The following is a 20545-nucleotide window of genomic DNA, read 5'->3' as shown; positions in this document are numbered from 1 at the left end:
CTCCCTATCCACAGATGCTCTTGCACTTCCTGCCTTTGCAGCGGAACACCAGTAAGTATGTACTTAACATAGAAGTACATACAAGATAGTATCACAAAGGACAAGTCGACGCAAGAAAATCAGGCTATTTTTTTTGTTGTTTTAATTGGTTAAGAAATTTTCGCTGATGATCTGTGAGCGGCGCGTCTTCTAGCAAGTCTTTTCTCCGTTCGAATGTCCGGAGGAGTGATTGCTCTTCGCGCCATTTATCGATTTCCGCATGGTTGCCCGACAAAAGCACAGGCGGTACTTCCATTCCGTTAAAATCGGAAGGACGCGTATATTGCGGATGTTCGAGCAATCCCGTCGAAAACGAATCGAGCACTGGGGAATCCGAATTGCCCAGGACATTCGGCAAGAGCCTGACGACACTATCGATTACAGCCATCGCAGCAATCTCTCCGCCCGTCAGAACGAAATCGCCGATGGATAACTCGTCCGTGACAAGATGTTGGCGTATGCGCTCGTCGTATCCCTCATAGTGACCGCATATGAAGACAACATGCTCTTCAGCGGAAAGTTCCTCCGCTTTTTTTTGCGTAAACCGTTCTCCTTGAGGACACATAAGAATGACTCGCGGTTTTTTTTCCATCCCTCCGGATATTGCTTCGACAGCGGCGAAAAGAGGCTCCGGTTTAAGCACCATGCCTGCTCCTCCACCGTACGGATAATCGTCGACTTTATGATGCTTGTTTGTAGAATAGTCACGGAAATCGGTTACACCAAACGATACTGCACCGTTCGCTTGCGCTTTTTTCATGATCGAAGAATGAAGAACACCTTCGAACATTTCCGGAAACAGTGATAAGACATCGATTTTCATCATGAAAGAAGCCCTTCCATTGGATCGATGATAATTTTTTTACTATCTACATCGATTTCCTTGACTATGTCTTCGATATACGGAATATAGTGCGGCTTGCCTTTTTCAGGCGTTACCGTCCAAACGTCATTCGCACCGGTTTCAAGGATTTCCGTCACTTTCCCGATATCGGCTCCTTCAGTAGTGACTACTGTACAACCGATGATTTCGTGATAATAGAACTCATTTTCATCCAGATCGCCAAGTTCGTTTTCCGCTATTTTAAAAATACCGTTGCGATACTTTTCGACGTCGTTAAGATTCGGATGATTTTCAAACGTCAATAAATCAAAGTTCTTATGCTGCCTGTGACTTGCCACCGTCAAGTAAATAGGTGTTTTACTATCCGGCATGAACAGGGCAAGCTTATTGCCGACCGTATAGCGTTCTTCCGGGAAATGGGTACGTGATATGACACGGACTTCTCCACGGATTCCGTGTGTATTGACAATTGTACCAACGTTGAACCATTGCATAATTCACACCATCCTTTATATGAAAAAATAATAACTTATAGATAATTTGAAGTAAAGTTTTCTACAAATACGCTTGGATAAGCCTTCCGTCATTATAGAATCGAAGAAGGTTTGACCATAATACACGCTTCGGCGCTTGGGGATGCCTTCCGCCATAAGCCGGACAACTTCGTCGTCAGTCTTATGGCTCCGTCTACCCCTTTAAGGCGCCTTCGCTGGTTTTTCTTGATATATTGATGGTACCTATTTCATCGATACTGGGGATTCAAATAACTGGCGGGCTATCCCCCGATATTACGGAGGATTTACTTACAGGGTTTAAATATGAAGGATTATCAGTTGGCCCCTAAGCCGGGCAGCTCTGCCTCCAATCTTAGGGCTTCAGCTACCCGGTGTCCAGTTGCTGACACAATTCACGTCCTTCGAATTGTGATAGCAATTGGCACTGAATGGTGCCTTCGCTCAGTTTATATAGATATTCATTTGTTCGACTTATATAGACAAAAAAGGAAGGAACATTAGGCTCCCTCCTTTTCTGCATCAATCTATAATATCGATATAAACCTTTTTGCCGTGGTGACTGCCTGCTGCTGAATAAACAATAGTTCGTATCGCTTTCGCCACACGCCCTTGCTTTCCGATAACTTTTCCCATATCTTCGGGATTTACAGATAGTTTATAGATGACACGATTATCATGCTCATCCATTGCTACCCGGACATCTCCGGGATAATCGACTAACGGTTTGACAATTGTTTCAATCAGCTGCTTCATGGGCACCCCTCCTGATTATTTACCGAGTTTAGCGTTATGGTGTTTTTCCATGATGCCTTTGTCGGAAAACAGGTTACGGACTGTATCAGAAGGTTTAGCACCGTTCTGAAGCCATTTAAGAGCTAGCTCTTCATCGATCTTCACTTCAGCTGGTTTTGTAAGCGGGTTGTAAGTACCAACCGTTTCGATTTGACGGCCGTCACGTGGTGAACGTGAGTCCGCGACAACAATACGATAGAAAGGAGTTTTCTTTGCTCCCATACGTTTAAGACGAATTTTTACTGACATTTTTACTTGCACCTCCGAATAGTTTCACACAAGATAGTATATTATCAAGCTTTTTGTTGTTTGTAAAGTGTTTTTTCTTAACACCTTGAAATTCTTTCGAAAATCCCGGTTTTCATTTGAAAAACGAATCTAGTCCGGGCATCTTCATTTTCTTTTTGCCTTTTTGTTGCATGCCTGACATTTGTTTAAACATTTTTTTCATATCTTCGAATTGCTTCAAGAGACGATTCACCTCTTGTATTGACGTACCTGAGCCTTTTGCAATCCGCTTGCGACGATTTGCATTGATGATGTCGGGTGTATTGCGCTCCGCTGTCGTCATCGATTGAATGACAGCTTCCACACGTCCCATCTGCCCCTCATCGACTTTGGCATTCTCGAGTCCTTTGATTTTATTGGCGCCCGGCATCATTTTCAATAGTTCGTCGAGCGGCCCCATCTTCTTGACCTGCTGAAGTTGATCTAGGAAGTCATCGAGTGTGAATGATTGCGTCCGGAATTTTTGTTCAAGTTCCTTCGTTTTCTCTTCATCGACGTTTTCTTGAGCTTTTTCGATGAGAGACATCACATCGCCCATGCCAAGAATACGGGAAGCCATACGCTCCGGGTGGAACGGTTCAAGTGCATCCATCTTCTCGCCCATCCCGACGAACTTAATCGGCTTTTCTGTAACGGCGCGGATGGAAAGTGCAGCCCCGCCTCGGGTATCCCCGTCCAGTTTCGTCAAGACGACGCCCGTGATGCCCACAGTATCGTCGAAGTTTTTAGCGACATTCACCGCATCCTGCCCTGTCATCGCATCGACGACAAGGAACACTTCGTCCGGAGTGCTGAGATCCCGGATATCTTTCAGTTCCTGCATCAGTTCTTCGTCGACATGCAGCCTGCCCGCAGTATCGATGATAACGACATCGTGATGTTCTTTCTCCGCCTCTTCCATTGCCTTGCGAACAATTTCGACAGGTGAGATATCAGTTCCAAGCGCGAATACAGGCATCGTCAACTGCTTCCCAAGCGTCTCCAATTGCTGAATCGCAGCCGGTCTGTAAACGTCCGCCGCAACAAGAAGCGGCTTTTTATTGTGCCGTTTCCGAAGAACGCTCGCCAATTTACCGGTGGTCGTCGTTTTCCCCGCACCTTGCAGACCGACCATCATGATGACGGTCGGCGACTTCCTTGCAAACTGGATGGGGTTCTGTTCGCCGCCCATCAGGTTCGTCAGTTCATCTTTAACGATTTTGACGACTTGCTGGCCGGGTGTTAGACTTTTCATAACGTCTTGGCCTACGGCGCGTTCACTTACCGTTTTGACAAACTCTTTCACAACTTTCAAGTTGACGTCGGCCTCGATAAGCGCGAAACGTACTTCACGCATCATCTCCTTGACGTCAGCTTCGTCGATTTTACCTTTGCCCCTGATTTTCTGTAGCGTCCCTTGCAGGCGCTGGGCTAATCCTTCAAATGCCATGCACAGAGCCTCCTACTCATTATCTTTTATTGCGAGTAATAATTCCCTGATTGTTTCCGAGTTTTTAACATCATCGGTTACGAGCCGCTCAAGGGAATCCACAATTTCTGCTCGTTTCTGGAATTTCGTAAATAAATTCAACTTCATCTCATAGTCTTCGAGCATTGCTTCAGTCCGGCGAACATTATCATAGACAGCCTGACGTGAAACGCCGTATTCCCCCGCAATCTCACCGAGTGAAAGATCTTCCAAATAATAAAGCTGCATATAAAGTCTCTGTTTATCGGTCAAAAGCGACTGATAAAAATCGAAGAGGAAGTTGATGCGTGTCGTTTTTGCAAGCGTCATAGGCTCCGCCTCCCCGCTTGTCTTCCTCAGCCATCATAATATGACGACAGAGTACTGTCAAGCTATTTTACTTGTCTGTAGCGTCATTTTCACTTTCCTGTTCCAATCCATCCGCAAAAAGCCCATAGACATATTTCTCGGGGTCAAATGGCTGCAGATCATCCACACCTTCGCCGAGGCCGACGAATTTAACAGGGATGTTCAACTTTTTCCGGATGGCAAGCACGATTCCGCCTTTTGCTGTGCCATCTAGCTTCGTTAAGACGATTCCTGTAACGTTCGTAGCTTCTTTGAATGTCTGTGCTTGCACAAGTGCATTTTGACCTGTCGTTGCATCGAGCGCCAGCAACACTTCATGCGGTGCTCCTTCGACTTCTTTGCTGATGACCCGGTGCACTTTCTGAAGCTCATTCATTAAGTTCACTTTGTTTTGAAGCCTTCCCGCTGTATCACAGATGAGGACATCCACTTTGCGATTTTTTGCGGCCCGGATTGCGTCATACATGACAGCGGCAGGATCGGATCCCTCCGATTGGCGGATTACTTCAACCCCTGCACGTTCACCCCAGACAACAAGCTGGTCAATCGCCCCGGCACGGAACGTATCACCAGCTGCAAGCATGACCGTCTTGCCTTCAGCCATAAGACGGGACGCCAACTTCCCGATTGTCGTTGTCTTACCGACGCCATTGACTCCAACCATCAGCACGACGGTCAAACCGTCTTCTTGGACATTCAGGCTGCTGTCGATTTCTTCTCCCGCTTGGTAGATTTCTACTAATTTTTCGGAAATGACCGATTGGATGCCCGCTGTATCTTTAATGTTTTTCCGTTGCACTTCGACCTTGAGCAAATCGATAAGTTCCATAACAGTTTCATATCCGACATCCGCCTGTAACAATAACTCCTCCAATTCCTCGAAGAATTCTTCGTCGATCTCCCTGAAACGCGCCACAAGGTCATTCACTTTAGTTGTGAATTGATTACGGGTTTTTGATAACCCTTCTTTGAACTTCTCTGTTACAGCTTCGTTCGTGCCTGTAATCTTTTCTTTCAGTTTTTTGAAAAATGACATCTATTAGTCACTCCTTTACATAATAGCTTCTTCTGGCACTTCTGAAAGTTTGACGGAAATAACTTTTGACACACCTGATTCCTGCATCGTTATTCCGTATAGCACATCGGCGCCTTCCATCGTTCCTTTCCGATGCGTAATCACGATGAATTGCGTCTTCTCCGAAAACTTCTTCAAGTATTTACTGTAGCGTATGACATTCGCTTCGTCGAGTGCGGCTTCGACTTCATCGAGAATACAAAACGGCACCGGCCGCACTTCGATAATTGAAAACAACAACGCAATTGCTGTCAACGCACGTTCGCCGCCCGATAGCAGGCTTAAATTCTGTAATTTCTTCCCGGGCGGACGCGCTACAATTTCAACCCCTGTTTCTAGGAGATTATCAGGTTCAGTAAGGATAAGATCCGCATCCCCTCCCCCGAACATTTCTTTAAACACATGCTGGAAACGGTTCTGGACAGCGTTGAACGTCATTGAAAAACGCGCGGTCATCTCGGTATCCATCTCAGACATCGCTTCGTGGAGTGTATTCTTCGCTTCAAGCAGATCATTGCGCTGTTCGCTCAGGAAGATATGACGCTCGGATACCTCTTCGAACTCCGCAATTGCCCCAGGGTTGATGGGTCCTAATGCGGCCAATTGGCGTTTCAACGATTCGACTTTTTCCCTTGTGCGAACTTCATCAAAATCTTCCGCCACCATCCGATCGGGATATAATCCATATTCCTCCAACAACCGTTGGGTGACAGCTTCGTATTTTACTTCCAAACGTGATAGCGAGACGGATACTGCATTCAACGCAGAAATGACTTGTCCGGCACTACCTCTCAACTCGCGTAGCAACGTGCTTTTCTCTTCAAGAAGAGCTGCCAGATCCGTACGGGTTTTCCTGCTTGCTGTAATCGCTTTTTCAATCGAACTTTTTTCAGCAGTCGCTTTTCCGATTTCCTCTGCAATTTGTTCAGCAGTCAATTCCCCGCCATTTTCACTTCCCGTGAAATACTGCACTTCTTCCTGTAATGCAGTCCATTTCTGCTCGGTTTGTGTGAAGGCACGTTCCATTTCCACGATGGAAGTTTGCTGGTGTGCCTTCTGTTCACGTAAAACTGCGATACGCTCCCGTAATTCATTGAATCGGGTTGTCAATGCGGCTTCTTCGTTCCGTCGATCCGCAGCAAGGCGTTCAAGCGTCTCTACTTCCAATTGGATTGTTTCCAGTTCACTCTTCACGCGTGCATGATTTTCTTGTAATGCAGCTTTCTTCTCCAGCAACTCCGAACCAGCATTTTCGGCACCGCGTCTTCCCATCTCGGTCAAAGCAATTTCTGCTTCAACAGCCTTGATGGACATATCGATTTCGCGAATGCCGGATTCCGCTGTCGCAATATCGAGTTGTAAGCTATCGGTCAATTTACGTGACAGATTTGCTTCATGCATTTTCTCCGCGACGGTCATTTTCGTATCGCCGATTTTCTTTCCTGCGGAATTGATTGATTCGGCCATTCGGGTTACTTGCTTTTGCAACGTTTCAAGTTCCGCTTTTCTTGTAAAGACCGAGGCCTGCCCTTTGACACCGCCCCCTGTAAGGGAACCACCGGCATTCACAATATCGCCATCCAGCGTCACGACACGGAAACGATAGCCAAGCGCTTTTGCAATTGCCGAAGCTCCAGCGAGTGTTTTTGCAACGATTGTATTGCCAAGTAAGTTTTCCGTGATAATCGAATACTCAACATCACTCTGTACTAGACGATCAGCGGTCCCTATGTATTCGGGATGCTGTTCAACTGAACGAAGCGAAGCTGGTTGGAGCTTCCTTGATTTCATTACATCCCTGGGCAGGAAAGTCGCCCGTCCGGCATTCTTCACTTTCAAATAAGCAATTGCCTTGCGAGCTTCTGATTCAGTCGAGGTCACAATATGTTGCATCGCGCCGCCAAGCGCTGTTTCCACCGCTTTAATATAGTCTTTTTCGACGGATATGAGTTCCGCTACTGCACCGTCAATCCCTTTTAACTTACCGGATTTTTTTGCAACAAGAATCTCTTTTACACCTGAATAAAAACCAGAAAAGTCCGCTTCCATACTTTCAAGCGCACGCACCCGTCCGTGCATCTCATGTTGCTTATTGAGCGCTTTTTGCATAACTTCCTGCTGTAAATTAAGTGCTTCTTCAGCATGATGCAATTCCATCGCCAATTTTCTGGAGGCTGAATCCGCTGCCGTTGATTTCTGTTTTAAAGTGGATAACGTTTTCGTTTTTTCTTTTTTTTCTTCCGTCAGTTTTGCAAGGCGTGCTTTCTGGACTGATCTCTGCTGTAAGATTTTTTCGGATGAATTTTTTTCACCTGCGAGACGCTCCTCCGCATGCTTCAAATCGTTGCGAATTGTCGCCTCTTCGTTTAGCCGGTCGATATAGGTCGATTTCAATTCATCAATTTCTTTTTCCGTCTCTTTAACTGAACGTTTCAGAATTTGAGAAATGCCATCCATCTCGAAGCTTGTTTTTTCATGTTCCGTTACCAACTGTTTCAGTTTTTTTCGGGCTTTACCGAGTTTTTCTGAAAGGCCCGCCTTCTCTTTTTCGGTAGTGATAAGATCAAATCGGGCTCTCTCAAACTGTTGGTCTGCATTACGACGTTTCTCAAGTGATAAAAGTCGTCTTCCTTCCCACTTTTCCGTCTCTGCACTCGCCACTACGAGTTTTCTTTGCAGTGTTTCCAGTTGTTCATCCATGATTGTAAGTTCTTTCTTCGCTGCCGCCGAAGCTTCTTCAGCAATTTTCGATTCAGCTTCGAGTTGTTCCTTCTTTTCTGAATATCTTTCGGCTTCATCTGATTTTCCGAGAATTTCTACGCGTAGATTACTTGCATCATAGGTCAGCAACGAAACATCTGCTTCACGCGTTTCTTCCGAAAGCACTTTATGTTTTTGTGCCGCTTCTGCGCTTTCTCTTAACGGTTCGATTCTTGAATCCAGCTCTTTCAATATATCTAGTACACGATCCAGATTGTCTTCCGTTTCAAAAAGTTTTTGTTCCGCCTTCTTTTTTCTAGTTCTGTATTTAAGAACCCCAGCAGCCTCATCAAAAATACTTCGTCTGTCTTCAGGACGGCTATTCAGAATTTCATCTACCCGACCTTGTGAAATAATTGAAAAAGCTTCCTTGCCAAGTCCGGAATCCATAAACACGTCATTGATATCTTTCAACCGGCATTGTTGACCATTTAACAGATAAGCGCTTTCCCCTGAACGAAAAACACGCCTGCTGACACTAATTTCAGTGTAATCAAGTGGAAAAAGACCTTTACTATTATCAAGAATAAGGGTCACTTCTGCAAAGTTAAGCGATTTTCGTGAATCACTTCCCACAAAAATGACATCTTCCATTTTCGCGCCCCTGAGCGATTTTGCAGACTGCTCACCTAAAACCCAGCGGATGGCATCTGTGATATTACTTTTTCCGCTTCCATTCGGGCCGACCACTGCCGTTACGCCCGGGACAAAATCGATTGCGATTCGTTCAGCAAACGATTTAAATCCCTTAATTTCCAACCTTTTTAAAAACACGATTAAATCTCTCCTTCAGCCTGCCGACTGCTTAAATCTTGAATTGCATGGCGGGCTGCTTCCTGCTCTGCCTCTTTTTTCGATTTCCCAAGACCTGTTCCAAGCTGCTCATCGCCCAGTTTAACGACAGTCACGAAGTTTTTCGCATGAGCAGGACCTTTTTCTTCAATGATTTCGTACTGCAGTTGACCGCTGTTCGTCTGCTGGATTATTTCCTGCAGACGGCTTTTATAATCCATCACATGCGAAAAAGCACCGATACTGATTTTCGGGAAAACGACTTGTTCCAAGAATGGTATTACAGCTTCCATCCCTTGGTCTATGTAAAGGGCACCTATAAAGGCCTCAAACACGTCAGCAAGAAGTGCAGGGCGCATCCGTCCACCTGTCTGTTCCTCACCTTTCCCAAGAAGGATGAAACGGCCGAAGCCAAGTTCATTGGAAAATTTCACGAGTGAAGGTTCGCAGACAATCGCCGCTCTAAGTTTCGTTAGTTCTCCTTCGCTCATGTCAGGCTCAGTAGAATAAAGGAACCGAGATACACCAAGCTCAAGCACTGCGTCGCCCAAGAATTCAAGTCTTTCATTATCCGTAAAGTTTTTTCTCCGATGCTCATTCACATAAGATGAATGTGTGAATGCATTGTACAGCAGTGAAATATTTTTGAAAGTGATGTTCAACTCTTTTTGTAATTCATCAAACTTGATTCGAACTGCCGCCGGTAAAGACGCGTTTGCATGTTTTCCTTTATAATTGTTTGTATTAGTCATTATCGATTCTGCCTTTCAGTACATAGTGCATATAATTTTACCCTTTTCAACGCCACAGTGCAAAAGTGTTTGCGATAAAACCGAAAAGAGACGCTTTCAATCCTTTCCAAAGCAGAAAGGATGAAAGAGTCTCAACCGGAATATCCATTAGTTCACTTTTTTCTCGATATGCGAAACTGCGTCTCCGACAGTTGCAATCTTTTCAGCGTCATCATCGGAAATTTCCATTTCGAATTCATCTTCTAATTCCATTACAAGTTCAACGACGTCCAATGAATCTGCGCCGAGATCATCACGGAAAGAAGCTTCCATTTTAACTTCACTTTCATCGACGCCAAGGCGATCGACAATCACTTTTGTTACACGGTCAAGTACTGTTGACAAATTTGTCACCTCCTCTCAAGAAATGTGGAAGGCGTCGTCTAGATGCGGCAGACATAAGACGGATTGTCCTTGCGGCGTTCTTTGCCGCATGGTCGAGCCGGCTTATGACCGAGCATCTGACGCCTGGAAATGGACATTAAAGAAATGTGGAAGCGCCTGCTTAGAGGCGACAGGCATAAGACAGGCCAGCAGAGCAACGTACTGTGCTCGGGAAGGATGCAATTCAATCCTTCCTAGCTGGATCGGCTTATGACCCGAGCCTCTAGGCGCTGGATGTTCGATCAACCTCTATTACATTACCATACCGCCATCGACATGAATCGTCTGACCCGTAATATAAGCAGCGTCCTCCGATAAAAGAAATAGAACGGTACGCGCTACATCTTCAGGACTTCCGAGCTTGCCAAGTGGTATTCCCGATAACATTTGCCCCTTAACTTGTTCACTCAGCGCATCCGTCATATCGGTCGTAATAAACCCTGGCGCAACCGCGTTAACATTTATATTGCGTGATGCCAGCTCTTTTGCGGCAGTCTTTGTAAAACCGATGACACCGGCTTTTGCAGCGACATAGTTTGCTTGTCCAGGATTTCCTGACACTCCGACAATCGATGCAACGTTGACGATTCTTCCTTCACGTTGTCTCATCATTTGCCTCGTGACACCTTTCGTGCATAAAAATACGCCTTTTAAGTTGATATTAACGACATCGTCCCACTCGTCTTCTTTCATGCGCATGAGCAAATTATCTCTCGTAATACCCGCATTATTGACAAGGATATCAATCCTGCCAAAAGCTTCTAACGTTTTGTCGACCATATTTTTAACACTTTCAGCATTGGATACGTCAGCCTGGATAGCGAATGCTTCTCCGCCAGATTCCGTAATTAGCGAAACGACTTCATCCGCCTTATCTTTACTGCCACTATAATTTACCGCAACACGCGCCCCTTCTTTACCAAGAAGCAGTGCAATTTCACGGCCAATTCCACGCGACGCCCCTGTTACGATTGCTGATTTCCCTTCAAATCTGCCCATTACGACCACCCTTTCGAAGCTTCGATCACAGTTTGTAATGTTTCTTCATCATAGACCGGTAGTACCGTGACGCTCCGGTCTATCTTTTTAACAAGACCGCTCAACACTTTTCCTGGACCGCACTCAATAAAGTGCGTTACGCCGAGCTCCAGTAGCATACGGACAGAATCTTCCCATAAGACAGGAGAATACAGTTGTTCAACGAGCAACTCTTTTATGTCGTCACGATCGTTTACGACTGAAGCATTCACATTCGCAATAACCGGAATGGACGCATCTTCCATCTCCACTCCATCAAGTGTTGCACGAAGTTTGTCTGCAGCAGGTTTCATTAGTGAAGAATGAAACGGTCCACTGACATCAAGCGGAATCGCTCTTTTCGCTCCAGCTTCTTTCAATTGGATACATGCCTTCTCGACGCCAGCTTTTGTTCCTGAAATGACAATTTGGCCGGGACAGTTCAAATTGGCCGGTTGGACGGCAAAACCATCTGCTGTAATGGCATCCGTCACTTCCTTCAGCTTTTGACCATCAAGTCCAAGTATTGCCGCCATCGCCCCTTCACCAGCAGGCACCGCTTCGTTCATATACAATCCGCGCTTATGAACCACTGAAACACCATCTTCAAATGACATAACACCTGAAGCGACGAGCGCAGTATATTCACCGAGACTATGTCCTGCAGTATAAGTAGGCGTAATGCCTTCTTCGACCAAACGCGATGCAATCAATGAGCCGACAGTGAGAAGAGCAGGCTGTGCATTGTATGTTAGCGTCAGTTCATCTTGCGGTCCTTCCAGAATCAGTTTGCTAAGTTGTAAATCAAGTACACGGTCCGCCTGTTCCAAGAACTTCATACTTTCAACTTGCGTTTCTACGAACTCTTTTCCCATCCCGACTGATTGTGAGCCTTGCCCCGGGAAAATGAATGCCACTTTCGTCATTGAGTTTCCACCTTTCCTACCGTTTCACGGATTGTGCCGCAAACGTCGTACTGCACCATCGTCCTTGCTTGACGAACAGCATTCAATATAGCATTCGCGTTTGATGAACCATGTGCTTTAATAACGGGTGAATTCAAGCCGAATAAACCCGCTCCGCCATACTCCGAATAGTCCATTTTGTTTTTCAATCCACGCAAATCATCTTTCACAAGTGCCGCAGATAATTTTGATTTTAATGAAGCGCCATATACTTCTTTTAACATCGAGAAGAAAGCGGATGCTGTCCCTTCAATCGTTTTAAGAACCATATTACCCGTGAAGCCGTCTGTTATGACGACGTCCGCCACACCCATTAACAAATCACGCGATTCGACGTTCCCGATAAAATTGATGGGCGCTTTTGAGAGTAACTCAAAAGCAGCTTTCGTCAATTCGTTCCCTTTTCCTTCTTCCGTTCCGATGTTCAATAAACCGACGCGAGGGTTTTCGAGACCCCTCACCTTTTCTGCGTAGATGCTTCCCATAACCGCATATTGTTCAAGGTGAGAGGGTTTCGCATCCGCATTTGCTCCTAGGTCCAGCATGACGAACCCTTTACCATCAATTGTAGGAAGAGTCGGCGCCAGTGCAGGTCGTTCAATCCCATTGATTCGTCCTACTATGAACAAGCCCGCCGCCATAAGTGCACCTGTGTTACCTGCAGATACACAGGCAGAAGCCTCTCCATCTTTAACCGCTTGAGCCATCCTCACCATCGACGCATCTTTTTTTCTGCGGATAGCACGAACCGGTTCATCATCAGGTTCTATTTTCTCCGTGCAATGAATGACTTTCAGACGGGCATGTTCTCTTAAAAATGGTGCCATCGTCTGTTCATCACCATAAATATGTATGTTAATATCATCGAATTCGTTGAGACTTTCAAGTGCACCCGCAATAATTTGACCAGGCGCATGATCTCCACCCATTCCATCTACTGCAATGATCATTTCATTTCCCCCTGCTTCCTATCAGTCGTTCGGTACATGTGAAATTCGCCCGTGAATACCGTTTCGTCATTGACAGTTGACACGACCACGACCAATGTCCGCTTCTCTCCAAGACTCTCTTTCTTCACTTCCGCACGTGCAACCACTCTGTCCCCCGCCTTCACCGGTTTCAGAAAGTCGATGGCCGACTTCGCGGTCAAAGCAAGGTCATCATTCATAACAGCGACAGCAAGCGAGTTTGCTTGGGCAAAAAGATGATGCCCGCGCGCTATCCCATTTCGCTGGAAGACATGGTCTTCAGTCACATCGAATATCGACAATGCCCTTTCATCGAGTTCCATATCGATGATGTCTCCAAAGACTTCATCGGAATGAAGGGATTTCACTTCTTCCTTCATCGTCCGGGTCGCAACCGTTTTCAACCGTTCCCGCAGTTCGGGAATTCCATGCTCAAGCCTGTCCAACCTTATCGTTTGGACACTTACAGTAAAATGTTCCGACAGCTCTTCGTCTGTCAGAAACGGATTTTGTTTTAGCAACTTTCCAAGCAGTCGTTGCCTTTCCTTTTTAGGCATTCTCAATCGTTTCACCTTCCGGATTAGCACTTGGTACTAATAACAGTATATAAACATAGAAAAAAGAATGCAAGCATAGAAATGCGGAGACGACCGTTTAGATGCGACAGGTATAAGATGATTCGGCGAAGCGGCGCTCTTTGCCGCACAGCTGAAGCACCTTATGACCCGAGCATCTGGGAGTCGGAGCTGGACAGCATAGAAATGCGGAAGGCGTCGTTTAGCCCCGAAAAGCGCTGGAAGACCATAGGAAAAAGGCGCCCTTTGCCTTTTATCCTATGGTCTGAAGCGACTCGAGGGGCTGACGCCTGGAGCTAGACAGCATAGGAATGCGGAGTCGCCTTCATATGGATAAGGAAGGCGATATCCAGTTTTATTAACAGGACTTAAGAAATAGGTTTTTCAGTGATTTTCAGAAATTCGGAAGGCGTCGTTTTAAGAAACGTGGTCTTCCGAATTTCCTCAATCGATTCGATCACCACTGAGAGCGCCCGACTGTTCAAGATGTGACCGAAGTATGCCGTATTCGGGATCTTCCCAGAAATGACGTGATTCCAACAATCTCTCCGCGTCTTTCCTCGCTGTTTCAAGCGCCCTGTAATCATGAACGGGATCGGCCACTTTAAATTCAGGTAACCCGCTTTGCTTTTTCCCGAAAAAGTCACCGGCCCCCCTTAGCTCAAGGTCCTTTTCCGCTAGCACAAAACCGTCATTCGTTTCCGTCATCGTTTGCATCCGTTCTTTACCCTCTTCCGTTTTCGGATCTGCTAGGAGGACGCAATATGATTGCTCAGCGCCACGACCTACCCGCCCTCTAAGTTGATGGAGCTGGGCAAGTCCGAAACGCGTGGCGTCATATATGAGCATAAACGTCGCGTTTGGCACGTTGACCCCCACTTCCACGACAGTCGTCGAGACGAGAACGTCGATTTTTCCGTCACTAAAATCACGCATAATGGCATCTTTATCATCTGAATGAAGACGGCCATGCATAAGGCCGACTGTATATTTACCGCTGAAATGAGTAGATAGCTGACTGTGGACATCTACTGCGTTCTGAACATCCAATTTATCGGATTCCTCGATTAACGGACAAATGACATACGCTTGACGTCCTGCACCCAATTCTTTTTCCATCTTCCGCAAAACCGGGAGGAGGGAATCTTCTTTCAGCCAATGCGTTTCAATTTCTTTCCTGCCCGCCGGTAACTCATCAAGGATAGATACATCCATTTCCCCGAATGCAGTGATGGCTAGTGTACGCGGAATCGGGGTTGCGGTCATGAACAATACATCCGGATTCAACCCTTTATCCCGTAGAACACGGCGCTGTTCGACGCCGAACCGGTGCTGTTCATCAGTAATGACCAAGCCTGGATTTTTGAAGATGACATCTGGCTGAATCAGTGCATGTGTCCCGATAAGTAGATCAACTTCACCCGATTCCAGTTTCTCTAGCAAGTTTTTCCTTGCCTTCGTTTTCGTCGAACCAGCGAGGAATGCAACGGTAACACCGTGAGGTTCGAGCCACTCAGCGAGCGTTATGGCATGCTGTTCGGCCAGGATTTCCGTAGGTGCCATTAGGGCTCCTTGATAACCCGCAGTGATGGCGGCATATAAAGCGATTGCCGCTACGACCGTCTTCCCGGATCCCACATCCCCTTGAAGGAGACGGTTCATCCGAGTCGGGCTTTTCAGCTCCGCACATAATTCATTGACAACCCGCTTTTGAGCCCCCGTCAATTCGAATGGCAATGCTGAAATGAAATTTTTCACCTTGGCAAGGTCATAATCGATGACAACGCCCTTTTCCGCTTCTTTCCGCGCTTTTTTCATACCAAGCATCTTCAGTTGAAACAAAAGCAGTTCTTCATAGACAAAGCGTCTTCTAGCCTGTTTTACATCATTCGGGCTTGTTGGAAAATGAATCATCTCAAGGGCATTTCCGATTCCCGGCAAGCGATACAGTTCAAGAACGTCTGCAGGAAGGGATTCCACATGCTGACCAACAGCTGTATCCAATGCATTGCGCATGAAACGGCGAAACGTCTTCTGATGCATCACACCTTTTAAGCTGTACACCGGTTCAAAATCGGCTTGTTCCGTTTTTGGACCATCTTTGAAGTTGCTCACATTGATCACTTGCCGTCCGCGGTCCCATTTTCCTGTCACGGTGACAATCGTCCCAAGTGACAGGCGATCTTTTAAATAATGCTGATTAAAAAAAACCGCCTTCACGAGATGCCTCCCGGCAAGAAGACGGATTTGTAGACGAGATCTGTTTTTCCCTAAAAAAAGAACGGAAGGCTCGCTTTCGACCCTTCCTTCAATCGTGACTCGTTCATTATGAGGAGTTTCGGTCAAATCTTTCAACCTGAAATCTTCATGCCGATACGGGAACGTCATGAATAGATCTTGAAGAGTTGAGATTCCAAGCACTTCAAACTGTTCACCGGCTGCTTTTCCGACCCCTTTTATTGTCGTGACAGAATTAAGATTTAACTGTGTCACTATCCACTTTATCCTTGCCGAAAATTTTTGCTTCGAGCGCTTTTCCAGTCGGCGTAGCTGCCAATCCGCCTTTTGCTGTTTCCCGTAATGCTGAAGGCATCGACTGTCCTATTTTATGCATCGCTTCAATCACTTCATCCGTCGGGATACGGCTAACCACACCTGCTAGCGCCATGTCTGCTCCTACAAGCGCTTTTGCGGCCCCCATTGCATTCCGTTTCACACATGGCACTTCGACAAGCCCCGCAACCGGATCGCAAACGAGACCAAGCATGTTTTTCATGACGATGGAAAATGCTTCCGCGCTTTGCTGCGGTGTCCCGCCCGCCATTTCGACGATTGCAGCTGCCGCCATCGAACCGGCCGAACCCGTTTCTGCTTGGCAACCGCCCGCCGCACCTGATATCGACGCATTATTCGCAACAACAAAACCGAAAGCCCCCGACGTAAACAGGTAATTAATCATTTGTTCGCGTGTGGGATTCAATTTATTCTTGACGGCGAACAAAGTTCCAGGCACGATGCCCGCAGCACCAGCTGTCGGCGTCGCACAAATCGTCCCCATCGCCGCGTTCACTTCGTTCGTAGCGACCGCCTTACTAACGGCATCCATGATAATATCCCCCGAAAGGGATTTTCCCGTTGCCATGTACTTTTGAATGAGTACCGCATCACCGCCGGTTAGACCTGAAGTTGATTGGACACCTTCAAGACCTCTTTCCACCGCTTTTTCCATCACTGTCAAATTGTTATCCATCTGCGCGATAACTTCTTCTCTCGAGCGTTTGGTGATGAGTACTTCCTGTTCGATCATAATTTCTGAAATGGGTTTATTTTGTGACTCTGCAAGTGCAACAAGCTCTTTAACATTACTGAATAAAACATCCATCTATGTTTCCCCTCCCGTTTACCGCTCTTTAGTTTGCCAATGTTGAAACTTGCGTTACATCAGGCAATGCTTCCAACTCATTAATCAGTGCGTCGTCGATCATTTGGTCGACCTCAATCACCATAAGTGCCATTTCCCCTTTTTCCTTCCGGTCAACTTCCATGTGCGCGATATTGATATTCAGTTTTGCAATCGCATTGGAAACGTTTGCAATAACTCCGGAACGATCATTATGAACGATAAGAAGCGCAGGATAATGACCTGACAACCTGAGCGGGAAACCGTTAAGTTCAACAACTTCCATCGTGCCGCCACCTATCGAAATTCCAGTCAGCTCCATAACACCTTGGCTATCCCCAATAACAAGACGGGCCGTGTTGGGATGTATCGCTTCTTCCTCTTCGGGAATAAATTCAAACGTCAATCCAACACGTTCTGCATCTGCAAACGCCGATTTGATGCGTTCATCGAATGTATCATAATCCAATAATCCGCCAATGATAGCTACATCCGTACCGTGACCTTTATATGTTTCTGCAAAAGAACCATATAAATGGACCCGAGCCCATTCCGGTTGTCGGCCGAAAAGTGTCCGAGCGACACGGCCGATTCTTGCAGCGCCGGCAGTATGTGAAGATGATGGACCAATCATGACAGGTCCAATAATATCGAAAACTGATCTGTATTTCATAGACACTACCCCCCATTAGTAAGAATATACTATTATTCATTTTACACGATAATTGTTATAAAGACAAAAGATGTTGTTTCCATTCCAAGCAAAAGAAAAGCAGTGCGGCTTTTCATAAGCGCACTGCTCTTTCCTAATTTATTCTACTGAAATGATATATGGATACAACGGCTGTTTGCCGTTATACAGCTCCACTTCCGTATGGTCGAAATTATCTTCTACATAACTTACGATTGCAGAAGCATCTTTCTCATCGATGTCCTCACCATAGATGATTGTAACGATTTCATCCTCTGCATCGATGATTGAGTCCAACAGTGTTTTCATGACTTTTTCAAGCGAAGGTGCAGATGTAATGATTTTGCCGCCTGAAATGCCCATGAAATCTGCTTTTGTGATTTCGACGCCGTCGATCGACGTATCTCTTACTGCATGTGTGACTTGTCCCGTTTTTACAAACGATGCCGCTTCCGTCATTGCAGAAGCATTTACACTAACTTCCGCTTCCGGATTGAAAGCAAGAATGGCCGCAAGCCCTTCAGGCACTGTTTTTGTAGGAACGACAGCTGCTTCGATGCCGATGATTTCAGCAGCTTGTTCAGCCGCCATAATGATATTTTTATTGTTCGGTAAAATCAGAACCCGTTCAGCGCCCACTTCCTCAATGGCCTTGACGATATCTTCTGTTGAAGGATTCATCGTCTGACCGCCCTCAATGACCGCTGAAGCACCTACGCTTTTCAACAATTCGGAAATTCCGCTTCCCATAGCGACCGTGACAATCGCGTAAGGATGTCTGACGGCTTCTCTTTTCGGCATGTTTGACACCGAATGATTGTCACCGACGATTTCCAGATGTTGCTCACGCATATTTTCGATTTTAATTTTAATAAGAGAACCGAACTTTTGACCGTAACCTAGTGCGTCTCCCGGTTCTTCCGTATGAATATGTACTTTTGCTACTTCGTCATCGGAAATGACAAGAAGGGAATCGCCGAATCGGCTCAATCCTTGTCGGAATTCAGCTTCATCATATGGATTCGTCAGCAGTTTATCGTCCTCGAATTTCACCATAAACTCTGTGCAATACCCATATTCGATGTCTTCGGTATTCATGAATCCTTGAACACTGCGATGATGTTCAGCGCTAACTAAGTCTTCCATAGACTCAACGATTGTTCTTGCCGGAAGTTCTTCGCCTTTCAAGCATGCCAAGAAACCTTCGTATACATAGACAAGACCTTGACCGCCGCTATCGACGACGCCCACTTCCTTCAATACCGCCAACAAATCGGGTGTCCGCTCAAGTGAAGCTTTTGACTCTTTCACTACAGCTTCCATTACCTCAATGAAATCATCCGTCGTAGCGGCCTTTTCCACTCCGGCATTGGATGCATCTTTCGCGACTGTCAATATTGTTCCTTCTACTGGTTTCATAACCGCTTTATAAGCCGTTTCAACACCATACTTCAATGCCGCAGCGAATTTCACACCATCGACGGAGGCTTCACTTTCAATCGCTTTTCCGAAGCCACGGAATAGCTGTGAAAGGATGACACCCGAATTACCACGTGCCCCCATCAGCAATCCTTTCGATAACGCTTGTGCGGTTTGACCGATGTGATCTACAGCGTTTTCTTCCGTTTCCTTCGCCCCTGATGTCATTGATAAATTCATGTTTGTGCCGGTGTCGCCATCAGGTACCGGGAAAACGTTTAGTGAATCGACGTAGTCGGCATTTTGATAAAGATGGTGAGCACCCATTTTTATCATTTCCGCAAATTGTAAACCATCTATGGTTTTCATAGAAATTATTTCCTCCTCTTACAGGTTCGTCACTCGGACTCCCTGGACAAAAATATTAACAGATTTCACAGTCATGCCGACTGTCTTTTTCAATGTATACTTCACTTTTGATTGTACTTGGTAGGCGACTTCTGAAATTTTCGTGCCGTATCCGACAATGACATACATATCGATATGTGTATCTTCGCCAACATTACGGACGATGACCCCCCGTGCGAAATTTTCTTTCCCGAGAATTTCGGTTAGGCCATCCCGGATCTGATGCCTTGAAGCCATACCGACAACTCCATAACATTCGATAGCCGCTTCCCCAACCACTTGGGTGATAACGTCATTCGTAATATCGATTTTGCCATATTCATTCTTCACTTCGATTGACATGGTTTTATCCCCCCTGGAACCTTTTTCTCTTATCCAATTGTACTATACCTGTTATAATAATAAAAGAAAGCATAATTAGGACGATCAATTACGCCACAGGTTAGATCCCGCTGAATGAAGTTAAACGTGTAAAGGTATTTACCTTGAAAGATGTCACAAAAAAGGTTGCAACACGTTTCTTCATATGATACATTATTATGGTATGCGAATAAAGAAGTAAAGCACTTAATCATCATTCGCAAGGAGGTACTACTATGTCTAAAGAATGTGTTATTACAGGTCGCAAAGCCCGTACAGGCAATGCACGCTCCCACGCATTGAACGCAACTCGCCGTTCATGGGGTGCGAACCTTCAAAAAGTCCGTATTCTCGTTAACGGTAAACCTAAACGTGTATGGGTCTCTGCAAGAGCCCTTAAATCAGGTAAAGTTCAACGTGTTTAATGGATTGTAACTAAAACTTCAGCGCCTAAGCGCTGAAGCTTTAGGAAAATAAAACGCCGGGCTGAATTTCTTCAGCCCGGCGTTTTTTCTTTTTTCCTTTTTTTATTCTTGTTGTTGCTAGCAGTGGCTTTCGGCTTATCGTCCTTCTGGAAAACAACCATGCACTTCCGTACAACCCCACTTATAAACTTCGGCATCGTAAATGTATAAACTCGCAATTC

The 20545-nt window shown here is 45.8% G+C and carries 21 protein-coding genes; 1 reads left to right on the top strand and 20 read right to left on the bottom strand.

What is annotated here, in order from left to right; genetic code table 11:
• Positions 1 to 124: 124 nt before the first annotated feature.
• From trmD to HDC33_RS04795, 19 genes are all read right to left on the bottom strand, one after another.
• Complete coding sequence (trmD, locus tag HDC33_RS04885; RefSeq protein WP_179392630.1) at positions 125 to 862, bottom strand: tRNA (guanosine(37)-N1)-methyltransferase TrmD; 738 nt, start codon at positions 860 to 862, stop codon at positions 125 to 127.
• Positions 862 to 1377, bottom strand: a complete 516-nt coding sequence (gene rimM, locus HDC33_RS04880) for a ribosome maturation factor RimM (RefSeq protein WP_218843163.1) — start codon at positions 1375 to 1377, stop codon at positions 862 to 864. Before rimM ends, trmD begins: the two co-directional genes overlap by 1 nt.
• 540 nt (positions 1378 to 1917) lie before the next feature.
• A complete protein-coding gene (locus HDC33_RS04875) occupies positions 1918 to 2151 on the bottom strand; it encodes a KH domain-containing protein (protein WP_179391376.1) in 234 nt (77 codons plus the stop codon).
• A gap of 15 nt (positions 2152 to 2166) precedes the next feature.
• Positions 2167 to 2439, bottom strand: a complete 273-nt coding sequence (rpsP, locus tag HDC33_RS04870) for a 30S ribosomal protein S16 (RefSeq protein WP_179391375.1) — start codon at positions 2437 to 2439, stop codon at positions 2167 to 2169.
• A 112-nt stretch (positions 2440 to 2551) separates the two neighbouring features.
• The gene (gene ffh / locus HDC33_RS04865; RefSeq protein ID WP_179391374.1) at positions 2552 to 3907 is read right to left on the bottom strand and encodes a signal recognition particle protein; all 1356 of its coding nucleotides are present in this window, start codon (positions 3905 to 3907) and stop codon (positions 2552 to 2554) included.
• 12 nt (positions 3908 to 3919) lie between these two features.
• On the bottom strand, positions 3920 to 4255 hold the full coding sequence (locus HDC33_RS04860) for a putative DNA-binding protein (protein WP_179391373.1): 336 nt from the start codon (positions 4253 to 4255) through the stop codon (positions 3920 to 3922).
• Positions 4256 to 4322: 67 nt separating this feature from the next.
• A complete protein-coding gene (gene ftsY, locus HDC33_RS04855; RefSeq protein ID WP_179391372.1) occupies positions 4323 to 5330 on the bottom strand; it encodes a signal recognition particle-docking protein FtsY in 1008 nt (335 codons plus the stop codon).
• Between the two features lie 15 nt (positions 5331 to 5345).
• Entirely contained in the window at positions 5346 to 8903 is a 3558-nt protein-coding gene (gene smc, locus HDC33_RS04850) for a chromosome segregation protein SMC (RefSeq protein WP_179391371.1), read from the bottom strand.
• A 2-nt stretch (positions 8904 to 8905) separates the two neighbouring features.
• Positions 8906 to 9673 carry a ribonuclease III gene (rnc, locus tag HDC33_RS04845; protein ID WP_179391370.1) on the bottom strand — a complete coding sequence of 256 codons (768 nt, stop codon included), beginning with the start codon at positions 9671 to 9673 and terminating at the stop codon, positions 8906 to 8908.
• A gap of 147 nt (positions 9674 to 9820) precedes the next feature.
• Positions 9821 to 10057, bottom strand: a complete 237-nt coding sequence (locus HDC33_RS04840; protein WP_179391369.1) for an acyl carrier protein — start codon at positions 10055 to 10057, stop codon at positions 9821 to 9823.
• Positions 10058 to 10348: 291 nt separating this feature from the next.
• Positions 10349 to 11095: a 3-oxoacyl-[acyl-carrier-protein] reductase gene (gene fabG, locus HDC33_RS04835; RefSeq protein ID WP_179391368.1), complete on the bottom strand. Its 747-nt coding sequence runs from the start codon at positions 11093 to 11095 to the stop codon at positions 10349 to 10351.
• Positions 11095 to 12039 (bottom strand): ACP S-malonyltransferase, encoded by a 945-nt coding sequence (gene fabD, locus HDC33_RS04830; RefSeq protein ID WP_179391367.1) that lies wholly within the window; start codon positions 12037 to 12039, stop codon positions 11095 to 11097. Before fabD ends, fabG begins: the two co-directional genes overlap by 1 nt.
• Positions 12036 to 13028, bottom strand: coding sequence for a phosphate acyltransferase PlsX (gene plsX, locus HDC33_RS04825; protein ID WP_179391366.1), 993 nt, complete (start codon positions 13026 to 13028; stop codon positions 12036 to 12038). Before plsX ends, fabD begins: the two co-directional genes overlap by 4 nt.
• Positions 13025 to 13609 carry a transcription factor FapR gene (gene fapR, locus HDC33_RS04820; RefSeq protein WP_179391365.1) on the bottom strand — a complete coding sequence of 195 codons (585 nt, stop codon included), beginning with the start codon at positions 13607 to 13609 and terminating at the stop codon, positions 13025 to 13027. The genes plsX and fapR overlap by 4 nt, the downstream gene beginning before the upstream one ends.
• 456 nt (positions 13610 to 14065) lie before the next feature.
• Entirely contained in the window at positions 14066 to 16114 is a 2049-nt protein-coding gene (gene recG / locus HDC33_RS04815; protein ID WP_370457405.1) for an ATP-dependent DNA helicase RecG, read from the bottom strand.
• Positions 16095 to 17003, bottom strand: coding sequence for an L-serine ammonia-lyase, iron-sulfur-dependent, subunit alpha (sdaAA, locus tag HDC33_RS04810; RefSeq protein ID WP_179391364.1), 909 nt, complete (start codon positions 17001 to 17003; stop codon positions 16095 to 16097). The genes recG and sdaAA overlap by 20 nt, the downstream gene beginning before the upstream one ends.
• A gap of 28 nt (positions 17004 to 17031) precedes the next feature.
• Positions 17032 to 17694 carry an L-serine ammonia-lyase, iron-sulfur-dependent subunit beta gene (gene sdaAB, locus HDC33_RS04805; protein ID WP_179391363.1) on the bottom strand — a complete coding sequence of 221 codons (663 nt, stop codon included), beginning with the start codon at positions 17692 to 17694 and terminating at the stop codon, positions 17032 to 17034.
• A gap of 138 nt (positions 17695 to 17832) precedes the next feature.
• The gene (locus HDC33_RS04800; RefSeq protein ID WP_179391362.1) at positions 17833 to 19500 is read right to left on the bottom strand and encodes a DAK2 domain-containing protein; all 1668 of its coding nucleotides are present in this window, start codon (positions 19498 to 19500) and stop codon (positions 17833 to 17835) included.
• An 18-nt stretch (positions 19501 to 19518) separates the two neighbouring features.
• Entirely contained in the window at positions 19519 to 19881 is a 363-nt protein-coding gene (locus HDC33_RS04795) for an Asp23/Gls24 family envelope stress response protein (protein WP_179391361.1), read from the bottom strand.
• A gap of 254 nt (positions 19882 to 20135) precedes the next feature.
• Here HDC33_RS04795 and rpmB point away from each other — a divergent pair, with 254 nt between their 5' ends.
• On the top strand, positions 20136 to 20324 hold the full coding sequence (gene rpmB, locus HDC33_RS04790) for a 50S ribosomal protein L28 (RefSeq protein WP_179391360.1): 189 nt from the start codon (positions 20136 to 20138) through the stop codon (positions 20322 to 20324).
• Positions 20325 to 20395: 71 nt separating this feature from the next.
• Here the strand turns inward: rpmB and spoVM are convergent, their stop codons facing one another.
• A complete protein-coding gene (gene spoVM / locus HDC33_RS16890; protein WP_483315871.1) occupies positions 20396 to 20542 on the bottom strand; it encodes a stage V sporulation protein SpoVM in 147 nt (48 codons plus the stop codon).
• Positions 20543 to 20545 lie beyond the last annotated feature (3 nt).

The organism is Sporosarcina sp. JAI121 (assembly GCF_013408665.1).
Classification (GTDB): domain Bacteria; phylum Bacillota; class Bacilli; order Bacillales_A; family Planococcaceae; genus Sporosarcina.
The sequence above is the reverse complement of the archived record's forward strand: the minus strand, read 5'-3'. Positions and strand labels throughout refer to the sequence as shown.